This is a genomic window from Herbidospora galbida (assembly GCF_005233835.1).
GTDB classification, from domain to species: domain Bacteria; phylum Actinomycetota; class Actinomycetes; order Streptosporangiales; family Streptosporangiaceae; genus Herbidospora; species Herbidospora galbida.
In genome coordinates, this window is sequence record NZ_SZQA01000031.1 from 18,566 (window position 1) to 31,732 (window position 13,167).

At 70.7% G+C, this 13,167-nt stretch carries 12 protein-coding genes; 6 read left to right on the forward strand and 6 right to left on the reverse strand.

The window, feature by feature from the left end; genetic code table 11:
- Nucleotides 1–12: 12 nt before the first annotated feature.
- A complete protein-coding gene (locus FDA94_RS27460) occupies nucleotides 13–678 on the reverse strand; it encodes a TetR/AcrR family transcriptional regulator (RefSeq protein WP_246060186.1) in 666 nt (221 codons plus the stop codon).
- 193 nt (nucleotides 679–871) lie between these two features.
- On the opposite strand from FDA94_RS27460, the gene FDA94_RS27465 reads away from it, so the two are divergent.
- Together FDA94_RS27465 and ppk2 are read left to right on the forward strand one after the other, a co-directional pair.
- Nucleotides 872–2,302, forward strand: coding sequence for an aldehyde dehydrogenase family protein (locus FDA94_RS27465; protein ID WP_137249970.1), 1,431 nt, complete (start codon nucleotides 872–874; stop codon nucleotides 2,300–2,302).
- A gap of 66 nt (nucleotides 2,303–2,368) precedes the next feature.
- Nucleotides 2,369–3,292: a polyphosphate kinase 2 gene (ppk2, locus tag FDA94_RS27470; RefSeq protein ID WP_137249971.1), complete on the forward strand. Its 924-nt coding sequence runs from the start codon at nucleotides 2,369–2,371 to the stop codon at nucleotides 3,290–3,292.
- Here ppk2 and FDA94_RS27475 read toward each other — a convergent pair.
- Complete coding sequence (locus FDA94_RS27475; RefSeq protein WP_137249972.1) at nucleotides 3,289–4,209, reverse strand: trypsin-like serine peptidase; 921 nt, start codon at nucleotides 4,207–4,209, stop codon at nucleotides 3,289–3,291. The two genes, ppk2 and FDA94_RS27475, sit on opposite strands and share 4 nt — an antisense overlap.
- 51 nt (nucleotides 4,210–4,260) lie before the next feature.
- On the reverse strand, nucleotides 4,261–5,307 hold the full coding sequence (locus tag FDA94_RS27480; protein WP_137249973.1) for a trypsin-like peptidase domain-containing protein: 1,047 nt from the start codon (nucleotides 5,305–5,307) through the stop codon (nucleotides 4,261–4,263).
- Between the two features lie 157 nt (nucleotides 5,308–5,464).
- Between FDA94_RS27480 and dxr the strand changes: the two genes are divergently transcribed.
- A complete protein-coding gene (gene dxr / locus FDA94_RS27485; protein ID WP_170991150.1) occupies nucleotides 5,465–6,643 on the forward strand; it encodes a 1-deoxy-D-xylulose-5-phosphate reductoisomerase in 1,179 nt (392 codons plus the stop codon).
- Between the two features lie 126 nt (nucleotides 6,644–6,769).
- Here the strand turns inward: dxr and FDA94_RS27490 are convergent, their stop codons facing one another.
- Entirely contained in the window at nucleotides 6,770–7,858 is a 1,089-nt protein-coding gene (locus tag FDA94_RS27490) for a lytic polysaccharide monooxygenase (protein WP_137249974.1), read from the reverse strand.
- Nucleotides 7,859–8,185: 327 nt separating this feature from the next.
- Here FDA94_RS27490 and ispG point away from each other — a divergent pair, with 327 nt between their 5' ends.
- The 3 genes from ispG (at nucleotide 8,186) to FDA94_RS27505 (ending at nucleotide 12,011) form a co-directional block, all read left to right on the forward strand.
- On the forward strand, nucleotides 8,186–9,352 hold the full coding sequence (gene ispG, locus FDA94_RS27495) for a flavodoxin-dependent (E)-4-hydroxy-3-methylbut-2-enyl-diphosphate synthase (RefSeq protein ID WP_137249975.1): 1,167 nt from the start codon (nucleotides 8,186–8,188) through the stop codon (nucleotides 9,350–9,352).
- A gap of 90 nt (nucleotides 9,353–9,442) precedes the next feature.
- Nucleotides 9,443–11,134 carry an alpha/beta hydrolase gene (locus FDA94_RS27500; RefSeq protein ID WP_246060187.1) on the forward strand — a complete coding sequence of 564 codons (1,692 nt, stop codon included), beginning with the start codon at nucleotides 9,443–9,445 and terminating at the stop codon, nucleotides 11,132–11,134.
- Nucleotides 11,135–11,168: 34 nt separating this feature from the next.
- Complete coding sequence (locus FDA94_RS27505) at nucleotides 11,169–12,011, forward strand: GNAT family N-acetyltransferase (protein WP_137250047.1); 843 nt, start codon at nucleotides 11,169–11,171, stop codon at nucleotides 12,009–12,011.
- On the opposite strand, the gene FDA94_RS27510 is transcribed toward FDA94_RS27505, so the two are convergent.
- Both FDA94_RS27510 and FDA94_RS27515 read right to left on the reverse strand, forming a co-directional pair.
- Complete coding sequence (locus FDA94_RS27510; RefSeq protein WP_137249976.1) at nucleotides 11,992–12,378, reverse strand: DUF3037 domain-containing protein; 387 nt, start codon at nucleotides 12,376–12,378, stop codon at nucleotides 11,992–11,994. The genes FDA94_RS27505 and FDA94_RS27510 overlap by 20 nt on opposite strands.
- Nucleotides 12,375–13,133, reverse strand: coding sequence for a HipA family kinase (locus FDA94_RS27515; RefSeq protein ID WP_137249977.1), 759 nt, complete (start codon nucleotides 13,131–13,133; stop codon nucleotides 12,375–12,377). The genes FDA94_RS27510 and FDA94_RS27515 overlap by 4 nt, the downstream gene beginning before the upstream one ends.
- Nucleotides 13,134–13,167 lie beyond the last annotated feature (34 nt).

Here is a 13,167-nt window from a genome sequence, read left to right on the forward strand (position 1 = left end):
CGGGCCGCGTGCCTAGTGGTCCCGCGTCACCAGGAACTGGTTGATCGTGGCGTTGGTGACCACGGTGTAGGTCTGGGCGTCGGGCAGATGACCGGCACGTTCCAGGGATATCGCTCCCTGGGCGGCCGCCCACAGCGCGTCGGCGATCTTGCGGGGCTGGGTGGGCGTCAGGTAGCCGGCCGAGATGCAGTCGGCGATCACCCGGTCGAACAGGTTCAGGGCCGCGCGGGCGAGCGTCCGGGCCCGCTCCGACGGGACGAAGCCCGGGATGGCCCGCTCGAACATCAGGCTGTAGTAGCCGGGTTCGGCCAGGGCCGCCTCGCGGTAGGCCGGGCCGAGCGACTGGAGGTATTCGAACGGGTCGGTGCGCGCGGGCAGGGCGGCCAGGCGGCGGCGGAAGCGTTCGAAGCCTTCGAGGTAGAGGGCCTCGGCCAGGCCCTCTTTGCTGCCGAACATCGTGTAGATGACGGTCGTGGCGCACCCGGCCTCGGCGGCGATCCGCCGCACGGTCAGGCTCTCGGGCCCCGCGCTGATCAGCAGTTCGCTCGCGACGTCGAGGAGTTTGGTGCGTAGCTCGTCGTAGGTACTCCGCTGGCCGAGAGCGTATGCGCCCTGCAATCCGAGCGGGACCGGCGTGGCCATGAGCGACGAGCCCTTCTCATCAAGGGGTCCTCGCATCGGACCCGAACCTTGACTTAACCACGCCACTCAGCGTTCAAACCGCACCGCAATGGAAAACATCCCGAAATTGCGGCGCAACCGTGACATGGGGTTGGAGCATGGGGACTTGTCCGCAATGGCCAGAAGATAGCAGCCGATTGTGCGATGCGGAGTAAGGCCCGTTACACGATAGTGGCATAGCGTCAGTTGCATGAGCGTTGCCATGCCTTTCTGGATCGCCGGCCGCCCCGCGACGGGAGAGTCCGAACTGACCGTCACCAACTCCCACGACGGCCGGACCGTCGGGGTGACGTCCGTCCCGACCCCCGATCAGGTCGAGGAGGCGGTGGCCGCCGCGCACGCGGTGGCGCGTCAGGCCGCGGCGCTGCCGATCCACGTCCGGGCCGAGGCCCTGGCCCACGTGTCGCGGCGGATCGCCGAGCGGGCCGACGAACTGGCCCGGCTGATCAGCGGTGAGAACGGCAAGCCGATGTTCTGGGCCAGGGGAGAGGTGAACCGGGCGGTCTCCACCTTCCGCTTCGCCGCCGAGGAGACCCGCCGGTTCAGCGGCGAGGTGGTCCGCCTCGACACCGAGGCCGCCGCGACCGGCCGCATGGCCTATGTCTCCCGGGTGCCGCGCGGCCCGATCCTGGCGATCTCGCCCTTCAACTTCCCGCTCAACCTGGTCGCCCACAAGGTCGCCCCGGCCATCGCGGTCGGCGCCCCGGTGATCGTCAAGCCGGCCCCCAAGACCCCGCTGTCGGCGCTGGTGCTGGGCGAGATCCTGGCCGAGACCGACCTGCCCGAAGGCATGTTCTCGATCCTGCCGGTGCCCAACGACCGGGCCACCGCGCTGGTCGACGACCCGCGCCTGCCGGTGGTGTCCTTCACCGGCTCCAGCCCGGTCGGGTACGCGATCATGGACCAGGTCCCCCGCAAGCACGTCACCCTCGAACTGGGCGGCAACGCGGCGGCCGTGGTGCTGGCCGACGCCGACCTCGACTGGGCCGCCACCCGGATCGCGCTGTTCTCCAACTACCAGGCCGGGCAGAGCTGCATCGCCGTCCAGCGGGTGATCGTCGACGAACTCGTCGCCGACGCCTTCGAGGGCAGGCTCGTCGAGGCCGTGAACGCCCTGGTCACCGGCGACCCCGCCGACGAGAAGACCCAGGTCGGGCCGCTGGTCTCGGTGGAGGCCGCCGAACGCGTCGACTCGTGGGTGACCGAGGCGGTCGCGGCGGGCGCCAAGGTCCTGGCCGGGGGCTCCCGCGAGGGCGCCACCTACGCACCGACCGTGCTGGCCAACGTCCGCAAGGACGCCAAGGTCGTCCGCGAGGAGGTCTTCGGGCCGGTCCTCGTCGTCCAGCGGGTCAACGGCCCCGACGCGGCGTTCGCCGAGGTCAACGACTCGGCGTACGGCCTCCAGGCGGGCGTCTTCACCCGCAGCCTCGACCTGGCCTTCAAGGCCAACCGCGAGCTGGAGGTGGGCGGCGTGATCATCGGCGACGTGCCGTCGTACCGGGCCGACCAGATGCCCTACGGCGGCGTGAAGGACTCGGGCGTGGGCCGCGAGGGCCTGCGTTCGGCCATGGACGACTACACCTACGAAAAAGTAATGGTCCTTACGGGCCTGACACTCTGACGAATTTTGGGTGACAAAAACGGGCATAGGGGATTGGGTCTCCCTGATTAGGTAAAGGCTTCGGCCATGAAGGCGGACGATGTCGTGGACCTCCTGGGCCGCACCCCAGGGCTGTGGGTCAATGACGAAGACGGCGACGACGATCCGGTGCTGCTGCGTTCGGACGGCAGCCCGGTTGACACCTGGCGAGAGCACTACCCCTACGACGAGCGCCTCGAGCGCCCCAGCTACGAGCGCGACAAACGGCTGCTCCAGATCGAGCTGCTGAAGCTGCAGTACTGGCTCAAAGACACCGGGGGCCGTCTGGTCATCCTGTTCGAGGGCCGCGACGCGGCCGGCAAGGGCGGCACGATCAAGCGCTTCATGGAGCACCTGAACCCCCGCGGCGCCACCGTGGTCGCCCTGGAGAAGCCCAGCGAGCGCGAGCGCACCTCGTGGTACTTCCAGCGCTACATCAGCCACATGCCGGCCGCCGGTGAGATCGTCCTGTTCGACCGGTCGTGGTACAACCGCGCCGGCGTCGAGCGCGTCATGGGCTTCTGCACCGACGAGCAGTACGAGGAGTTCATGGTCCAGGCCCCGATGGTCGAGAAACTCCTCGTCCGCGACGGGATCAAGCTGGTGAAGCTCTGGTTCTCGGTGTCCCGCGCCGAGCAGCGCACCCGGTTCGTCATACGGCAGGTCGACCCGGTGCGCCAGTGGAAGCTCTCCCCGATGGACATCGCCTCCCTCGACAAGTGGGACGAGTACACCCAGGCCAAGGAGCGCATGTTCGTCAGCACCGACACCGACGAGGCCCCCTGGACGGTCATCAAGTCGAACGACAAGAAGCGCGGCCGCGTCGAGGCGATGCGCTATGTGCTGAGCCAGTTCGACTACGACGACAAGGACACCACGATCGTCGGCACCCCCGACCCCCTGATCGTCAGGAAGGCCGCCGACATCGTCGACGAGGACCTTTCGGACGACACCGACGAGTTCAGCCTCTAGGCCTTCTCGGCCATGTCGAACACCTGCTTGGCCGCGCTGCCGAAGTAGGGGCCGTACATCATCGAGTTGTCGTCGCTGTACTTGAAGCTGCTGACCGACGTCACCGTGCCGCGCCCCGTGGCCGCGTCGAAGCCGGTCAGCCACGGACCCCCGCTCGCCCCCGCAGTCAGGTCACACCGGAGCCCCTGGTCGTGGGTCTGGCTGTGGGGATCGGGCCGGGCGGTGCCCGCGCAGTACATGAGCCGCTCGCCGTCGTAGGGCGGGTCGGCCGGATAGCCGAAACCGTGGGTCTGCTGGCCGCGCTTCACCCCGAAGCCGATCTCCAGCGCGCCCGCGGCGTCGTTGACGTGCCGGCCCAGCTGCGCGTTCAGGGCGACCATGCCCACGTCGTAGCTGTCGTCGGCGGCCCGCGACCAGGGCCCGGCGACGAACATGCGGCGGGCCGAGAACGTGCCCAGGGGCCGGGCGCCCCCGTCGTAGCCCGGGACGAACACCCAGTTGCGGGCCCACGCGCCGGTGCCGTCCTTGACGCAGTGCCCGGCGGTCACCACCACGTCGCGGTTGGCCGACCGGACCGACCCGGCCGAGCAGACGAAGTCGACGCCGTCCATGGTCAGGAAGACCCGCCCGGTGGCCCGCCCCACCAGGCCACCGGACTGCCATCGCGCCGAGGACACCGGACCCCGCTGCCGCACCCTCGCCGGCGCCGCCTGCCGCCGTCTCTCCGGGCCGAGGCCCGTCGCGAGCTTCTGGACGACTTCCAGCAGCCCGATGGGCAGGGCTTTGGCCATCCGCTCCGGCGTCCAGTAGCCGTCCGGCACGGCCGCCGCCCAGTGGTGGACGACGTCGGGCGGCGGCACGGCGGCCGGGCTCAGGGTGGCGAGGGCAAGCGTCAGCGCGGTCAGGACGGGGGTCATGGCCCCAGATTGTGGACCACTATCCGTGTTCGTACGACTACTTTTGGTAAATCAGGTGAGCGCGGTCCGCTGGGCGGCGTTGTAGAGCGCCTGGGCCTCGCCCCCGAAGTAGGGGCCGAACATCCAGAAGCTGGCGAAGTTGTACTTGAAGCTGTTCACCGAGTTGAGCAGCCCGGCGCCGGTCTTCTCGTTGAAGCTCGAGAACCAGGGGCCGCCGGACGACCCGCCGGTCATGTCGCAGTTCAGGCCGAGGTCGTCGGACAGCAGGAAGTCGTCGAACACCCGCCCGCTGCAATAGGTCAGCTTCGAGCCGTTGTACGGCGCGGCGGCGGGGAAGCCGAAGGCGTACATCTGGCGGCCGCGCGGCTGGTTGAAGGCGATGCCCTGGCCGCCGACCACGTCGGTCAGGTACTCCCCGTCGAGCGGGGCCACCACGGCCGCCGCGACGTCGTGGTTCATGTCCTCGCTGCGGCTCCACTGCGGCGTGGTCAGCAGGTTGGTGGCCACCCAGGTGCCGTAGGGGCGCTGGCCGCTGTCGTACGCGGGCACGAACACCCAGTTCTTGTGGAACGCTCCACCGAGCCGCACGCAGTGTCCGGCGGTGATGACGACGCTCTTGTTGGCGCTGGTCACGGCGTTGCCCGAGCAGGAGGCGTTCTTCCCGGCGCCGGAGCCCGAGGCGACGGTGAAGAAGACCCGGCCCGAGGTCTTCACCACGGCCCCGCCGCCGTTCCAGGGGGCGCCGTCGGAGGTGGCCGAGGCGGCGGCGGGTTCCCCGGCGGCGGCGTCGGCGGTGAGGGTCGGCTTGACCGAGGCGGGCTTGGCGTCCGGCAGGTCGAGGAACGCGGCCGCGCCGCTGGCGAACCGCTGGGCGCTGGCGGCCGGGGCGTCGAGCGGCTTGGCGGCCTCCATCTTGGCCTCGGTCCAGAAGTTCTCCACCGCGCGCTGCTCGCTCTTGCTGTCGGCGGCCGCGACGGCCACCGGCTTGGGCTCCGCGCCCTGGGCGACGGCGGCCGTCGCGGGCAGCAGCGCGGCCACGATCGGGACGGTGACCAAGGGGGCCAATCGGGTCAGGCGGCGGGGCGCCGAGCCATGCATGCGTACCTCCGTTATCGGATGTCCTGACGCGCGAAATTAGCGACCCCGGTGTCCTGCTTTCTCCTTTATGTACATACGGATATAGCTGGATACGGGCATAGATGGCCTGGAATAACCCAAGGCTCAGGCGTACCGGGGCGTGGCGCACAATGGTGCGGTGAACCGACCGGAAATCCCCTCACGTTCGATCACGGTGCTCGGCTCGACCGGCTCGGTCGGCACCCAGGCCCTCGACGTCATCGCCCGCAACGGGTTCCGGGTGGCCGGGCTGGCCGCCGCCGGGAGCCGTCCCGACCTGCTGGCCCGGCAGGCGGCCGAGACCGGCGCCCCCGTCGTGGCCGTGGCCGATCCGGCCGCGCTTCCCGCCGTGCGCGAGGCGCTCGCGGCCCTGGGAGCCGCGCCCGAGGTGCTCGCGGGCCCCGAAGGGGTGGCCGAGCTGGCCGGGCGGCCCTGCGACATCGTGCTCAACGGGATCACCGGGGCCCTGGGGCTGACCTCGACGCTCGAGACCCTCAAGGCCGGCACGACCCTCGCGCTGGCCAACAAGGAGTCCCTGATCATCGGCGGGCCGCTGGTCAAGCGGCTGGCCGCGCCCGGTCAGCTGCTGCCGGTCGACTCCGAGCACTCGGCGCTGGCGCAGTGCCTGTGGGCCTCCGGCCCCACCGGTCACCGGCCCGAGGCCGTGCGCAAGCTGGTCGTGACCGCCAGCGGCGGGCCGTTCCGGGGGCGGCGGCGGGCCGACCTGGCCGACGTGACGCCCGAGATGGCGCTGAACCACCCGACCTGGAACATGGGGCCGGTCATCACGATCAACTCGGCGACCCTGGTGAACAAGGGCCTTGAGGTCATCGAGGCCCACCTGCTGTTCGACATCGGGTTCGACCGCATCGAGGTGGTCGTCCACCCGCAGTCGGTGATCCACTCGATGGTCGAGTTCGTCGACGGCTCGACGGTGGCCCAGGCGAGCCCGCCCGACATGCGGCTCCCGATCGCCCTGGCGCTGGGCCATCCCGGCCGGCTGCCCCACGTGTCGCCGCCGGTCGACTGGACGCGCGCCCACACCTGGACCTTCGAGCCCCTCGACGTCGAGGCGTTCCCGTCGGTGCCGCTGGCCCGCCACGTGGGGGAGCAGGGCGGCACCGCGCCCGCGGTCTACAACGCGGCCAACGAGGTGTGCGTCGAGGCGTTCATGAAGGGCGCGCTGCCGTTCCTGGCGATCGTCGACACGGTGGCCGAGGTGGTCGAGGAGCACGTGGCCGGCCGGGCCGAGTCGATCGAGGAGGTCCTGGCGGCCGACGCCTGGGCCCGCGCGCGGGCGGCGGAACTGACGGCCTAGACGTCGCGGCGCCCGGCCGGCAGCGGGCGGGGTCGGGGTGGGCGGAGCCGTAACGGAAGAGAGCGGGAGAGAGCAGGAGAAGGCCCGGGGCGGTCAGATCCCCGGGCCTTCTCAGATCACATCAGGTCACGCTGCGGTGCAGGTGAGGGTCGGGATCGGGTTGGTGCCCGACTGGGAGGCGAGGAAGCCGAATGTGGCCGTGGCGTTCGCCGCCAGGTTGCGGTTGTAGCTCTCGGGCACGGCCGTCACCTGGCCGCCCGATGAGGTGTGGGTCGCGCCCCACATCTGGCTGATGGTCTGGCCGTTGGCGAAGGTCCACCTGACCGTCCATCCCTGGATGGCGGAGTTGCCGGCCTTGACCGTCACCGAACCGTTGAAGGCCCCCGGCCAGAAGCTGGCGATCGAGTACGTCGCCGTGCAGCCGCCGTTGCCGCCGCTGGGGGACGGGGTCGGGGACGGCGTCGGGGACGGGGACGGGGACGGGGTGGGCGTGGGGGTGGGCGTGGGGGTCGGCGTCGGGTTGGGCGACGGGCTCGAGGTGCCGCCGATGCCGGTCACCTGGCCGTTGCCGCCGTCGAAGACGACGTCGGAGCAGCCGTAGAACGTCTCGTTGCTGTCGGAGCGCTGCCACACCGAGTAGATGATGTGACGGCCGCTCTTGCCCGACGGCAGGTTGGCGTTCCAGTAGTAGTAGGCGTTCTCGTTGCCCGGGTTGCCGACGCTCGGCGGGTTGGTCGAGGAGTCGAACGGGGTCGACTCCAGGTCGCTCCACGCGAGCGGGCGGGTCGGGCTCCACGAGTCCTTGGTGATGTACAGGCGGAACGTGCCCGGGTGGGCGGCCCACTTGTTGTACCGCATCTGGATGTTCGCGCCCGAGGTCAGGTGCGTCACCGGCCAGTCGTTGCGGGCCAGGTCGAAGCCGCTGAAGTTGTAGACGACCGCCGCGCCGGAGCACAGCGACCCGTCGGGGATGAACCCGGACATCCGGCCCGCGCCGTCCGAGCGCAGCGTCGCGAACCAGTTGTAGAGCGAGTTCGTGCCGCTCTGGGCGACGGCCGCGGCGCAGGCCGGGTTCTTGGGCTGGATGGCGCCGTTCCCGTTCAGGCCGTCCTTCCAGCACAGGTACGTACGACTGCCCGGCACCATCAGGGCGCCATGGGCCTGGGCGGGGCTGGAGACCAGCACGGTCACCGCCGTGGCCGCCAGCGCCACCATCGTGGTGGCTATGGCGGTGATCCTGAATCTGAGCGTTCTACTACGTGGTCCGACCACGGATGTCCCTTTCACCTGGCCGTGGCTGCTGCCAGCCTCGTTATGGGGCGGCCAAACGCCGCACTGCTGCGGGAGCGCTCACGCGATTCGGAATGTAAACCGGCGTTTCCGGGGTGCCCAGGTCAGAGCGGTCGAATGCGGCTTTTGCCCAGGTCGGGGATGAATGATTCATCGGAAGCTGGGGCAGCGGGTGGCCACGCGGGTGTGGGTGATCCGGCGCCTGCCTAGACTGATGGACGTCAAGGACGACTCTTAGCGCAAGGTGCTGAAATGTCTGTTGATCTCGGGATTCCCTCCCTGCCGGTCAAGCCGATCTCCCCCCGGCGCCGCTCGCGTCAGATCATGGTGGGCTCGGTGCCGGTCGGGGGTGACGCCCCGATCTCCGTGCAGTCCATGACCACCACGCTCACCGCCGACGTCAACGCCACGCTCCAGCAGATCGCCGAGCTCACCGCGTCCGGCTGCCAGATCGTCCGCGTCGCCGTCCCGTCTCAGGACGACGCCGACGCCCTCCCCGCGATCGCCAGGAAGTCCCAGATCCCGGTCATCGCCGACATCCACTTCCAGCCCAAATACGTCTTCGCCGCCATCGAGGCCGGCTGCGCGGCGGTGCGGGTCAACCCGGGCAACATCAAGAAGTTCGACGACAAGGTCGGCGAGATCGCCCGCGCGGCCAGAGACCACGGCGTGCCGATCCGCATCGGCGTGAACGCCGGCTCCCTCGACCCCCGCCTGCTCGCCAAGTACGGCAAGGCCACCCCCGAGGCGCTCGTCGAGTCGGCGCTGTGGGAGTGCTCCCTGTTCGAGGAGCACGACTTCCGCGACATCAAGATCTCGGTCAAGCACAACGACCCGGTGGTCATGATCAAGGCCTACCGGCTGCTGGCAGAGAAGTGCGACTACCCCCTCCACCTGGGCGTGACCGAGGCCGGGCCGGCCTTCCAGGGCACGATCAAGTCGGCGGTCGCGTTCGGCGCCCTGCTGGCCGAGGGCATCGGCGACACCATCCGGGTCTCGCTGTCGGCGCCCCCGGTCGAAGAGGTCAAGGTCGGCAACCAGATCCTCGAGTCGCTCAACCTGAAGCAGCGCGGCCTCGAGATCGTCTCCTGCCCCTCCTGCGGCCGGGCCCAGGTCGATGTCTACACCCTGGCCGAGCAGGTCACCGCCGGGCTCGACGGGCTGAAGGTGCCGCTGCGGGTGGCCGTCATGGGCTGCGTCGTCAACGGCCCCGGCGAGGCCCGCGAGGCCGACCTCGGCGTCGCCTCCGGCAACGGCAAGGGCCAGATCTTCGTCAAGGGCGAGGTCGTCAAGACCGTGCCCGAGTCGCAGATCGTCGAGACCCTGATCGAGGAGGCGCTGCGCCTGGCCGAGGAGATGGGCGTCGACGTCGACCTCGACGACGACGACGCTCCTGGGCCGCAGGTCATCGTCCGCTAATGATTCGGTAATCCGCCTCGGCGACTCCGTGTGATCGCCCCGTCACGTGGGGGAAGCTGGCCTCTGTCGTGTGAGCAGAGGAGAGAGCGCGTGAAGCGAGTCGTCGGGGTGGTCTCCGGGGTCACGATCCTGTCCGCCGGGCTGGTGACGGGGTTGGTGGCAGAGCCCGACGGGGCCGATGCGGCGCAGGTCGTACCCCCGCAGCGGATCGTCTGGGGGGCGTGCGCGGCTCCCGGCCCCAAGAGCCCTCCGCCCGCCACGCTGGCCGAGATCATCAAGGAGCTCACCGGGAACGGCGGGGGCCTGGGCCAGCCGATGCCGGCCCGCCACGCCGCCACCCCCGAGTGCGCGCAGGTCCGGGTGCCGCTCGACCCGGCGCAGCCCGGCGGGCAGCAGATCACCATCGCGCTCAACCGCTTCAAGGGCAGCGCGCCCCGCGACGGCAACCACCTGGGGCCGCTGCTGGTCAACCCGGGCGGGCCGGGCGCCTCCGGGCTCGCGCTGGCCCGCCACGTCGCCGCCTCGCTGCCGCCCGAGGTGGCCGCCCGCTACGACGTGATCGGCTTCGACCCGCGCGGCGTCGGCGCCAGCAAGCCCGCGCTGACCTGCGTCGACCCCAAGCGCTACTACGCGCCGCCGCGCCCCGACAACGTGCCGGCCGACGCGGCCGCCGAGCGGGTGCTGCTGGGCCGCGCAGAGACCTACGCCGCCGGGTGCGGCAACCGTTTCGCGTGGCTGCTGCCGTACATGACCACCGAGAACGCGGCCCGCGACGTCGAGGCGCTGCGCCGCGCCCTCGGCGAGGAGAAGATCAGCTGGCTCGGCTACTCCTACGGCACCTACCTGGGCTCGGTGTACGCCACCCTGTTCCCCGACCGGGTCCGCCGGATGGTGCTCGACAGCGTGGTCGACCCCACCAAGGTCTGGTACGACGCCAACCTCGACCAGAACGTCGCCTTCGACGACCGCCACCGCGACTTCCTCGACTGGGTGGCCGACAACAACGACCTGTTCCGCCTCGGCGACACCGAGGAGGACGTCTCCTTCGCCTGGTACGGCATGCGCAAGCGCCTGGCCGAACGCCCGGCGGGCGGTGTGGTCGGCCCGAGCGAGCTCGACGACACCTTCACCGTCGGCGGCTACACCGACGCGGTCTGGGCCACCTTCGCCCGCGCCTTCTCCGACTACGTCCGCAAGGGCGACGTCACCGCCCTGGTGAACGCCTACCGCCAGCACGGCGAGAACGACGCCGCCGACGAGAACGGCTACGCCGTCTACCTGGCCACCCAGTGCCGCGACGCCGCCTGGCCGCGCGACTGGAGCCGCTGGCGCACCGACGCCCGCCGCCTCTACGCCCGGTCACCGTTCATGACCTGGAGCAACACCGTCTACAACCTGCCCTGCGCCTTCTGGCCGCAGGCCGGGGGCACCCCGGTGGCCGTCGGCGCCAACCGGAGTTTCGCGCCGATCCTGATCCTCCAGTCGCGCCGCGACGCCGCCACCCCGCTGCGGGGCGCGCTGACCGTCCGCGACCGGTTCCCGTCGGCCCGGATGCTGCTGGTCGGGGGCGGCAACCACGGCGTCAGCTTCGGCGGAAACCCGTGCGTCGACCGCCAGGTGGCGGCCTACCTGAAGGACGGCCTGCTGCCCGAGCGGCGCCGCCCGGGGAGCGAGCCCGACCTCACCTGCCCGTCGGCGGGGGCGCGGGCGGCGACCCGGATGGCCTCCACGGGAGGCGATCCGACGCACGAGACGCTGACGCAAGTCCTCCTCGGTCGCTGACCAATCGGGGGGTCTGGCGTAGGCTGGGCGGGTGATGCTGCGTACGTCGGCGTCGCGCGTGCTGGACGACAACGATCGCGACGAGGTGCTCCAGATCCTCGACGCAGATCCGGTCGCCAACGTCTTCGTCGCCTCCCGGGTCAGGTCGGTCGGCCTGAGTCCCTCCCGGTTGGGCGGCCAGATGTGGGGGTTCGGCCCGCGCGGCGGGCTGACCTCCCTCTGTTACGCCGGCGCGAACCTGGTGCCGGTCAACGCCTCCCGTGAGGCCGTCCACGCCTTCGCCGACCGGGCCCGCAAGCAGGGCCGCCGCTGCTCCTCGATCGTCGGGCCCTCGGCCGCCGTGGAGCACCTGTGGGAAAGGCTGGAGCCCCATTGGGGTCCGGCGCGGGCGATCCGCTGGGCCCAGCCCGTCATGTCGATCAGCTCGGTCCCGCTCGTCGCGCCCGACCAGCTGGTCAGGCGGGTGCGGCCCGAGGAGTTCGGCACCCTCCTGCCCGCGTGCGTGGCGATGTTCACCGAGGAGGTCGGCGTCTCGCCCGACAACGGCGACGGCGGCGCGCTCTACCGGTCACGGGTGGCCGAGCTGATCCGCATCGGCCGCTCCTACGCCCGCATCGACCAGGGCCGGGTGGTCTTCAAGGCCGAGATCGGCGCCGTGACGCCGCAGGCCTGCCAGATCCAGGGCGTCTGGGTCGACCCCCTCTACCGGGGCCGCGGCCACGCCTCGGCGGGCATGGCGACGGTGGTCGAACAGGCCCTGAAGTATTTCGCCCCCGTGGTCACCCTCTACGTGAACGACTACAACGCGCCCGCCCGGGCGGCCTACCGCCGGGTGGGCTTCCAGGAGGTCGACACCTTCACCTCGGTGCTGTTCTGACCAGCCGGTCGAGCAGCCGGTTCAGGGCGGCCTCCGGATCTTCGGTGAGGCCCGCGTGGACGGGGCCGGTGCGCACGATGGTCGAGCGGGGCGCGGTCAGCCAGCGGAACCTGCTGCCCAGCGACTCCTTGTTCAAAGGCCCCTCTTCGGCCGAGCAGCTCAGCTCGTAGGCCATCAGCGAGTGCAGCACCCCGGGCAGGTTCGCCGACGGGCAGAGCGTCTGGAGGCGGGCGGCGTCGAGGTCGGTCCGGGCGCACAGGTAGCCGCGCGGCTGGCAGTAGACGATCACGCCGGCGTTGATCAGTTCACCGCGCTCGATGTCCGGGACGACCTGGATCAGCGCGTACTCGTAGACGTCGCGGGTCATGAGCGCCAGAATCCGCCGATCGTGTTGGTCCGCACGGGAGTCTTGGGTGCCGCGGTCAGGTCGGGATGCCAGGCCGTCGAGGCGGCTCTCGTCAGCAGGTGGTCGACGTAGGCGTCGCGGGAGTCGTCGCCGAGCCATGCGTCCGGGACCTGCTCCACGGCGTGGCGCAGCAGGTCTCCCGTCACCGGCAGCGGGACCAGCTCGGTCGCGAACCTCGTCATCACGTGGTCGCTCGCGTCGAAGGGCCGCAGCGGGTCGGCGCGGGGCCAGTTGTGGTGGAACCACAGGGCCGCGCCGTGGTCGATCAGCCAGATCGCCTCGTGCCAGACCAGCAGGTTGGGGTTGCGCCACGACCGATCGACGTTGTGGATCAGGCCGTCGAACCAGATCAGCCTCCCGGCGAACTCCGGGTCGGGGTTCCAGACCGGCGGGTCGAAGCCCAGCGCGCCCGGGAGGAAGTCGATGGCCAGGTTGTCGCCCGCGCTGGCGTTCAGCAGGTCCTGGATCTCCTCGTCGGGCTCGCGGCGGCCCAGCTGCGGGTCGAGGTCGATCACCTTCAGGTCGGGGGTGGCGAAGCCCAGGCCCCGGGCCAGCTCGGCGCAGATCACCTCGGCCACCAGCACCCGGCGGCCCTGCCCGGCGCCCCGGAACTTGACGACGTGGGTGCCGAGGTCGTCGGCCTCCATCACACCGGGCAGCGAGCCGCCCTCGCGCAGCGGCGTGACGTAGCGCGTCGCCGTGATCCGTTCCAGCACGCCGGACAGGTTACCCGGCTCCGGAGAGGTGGTG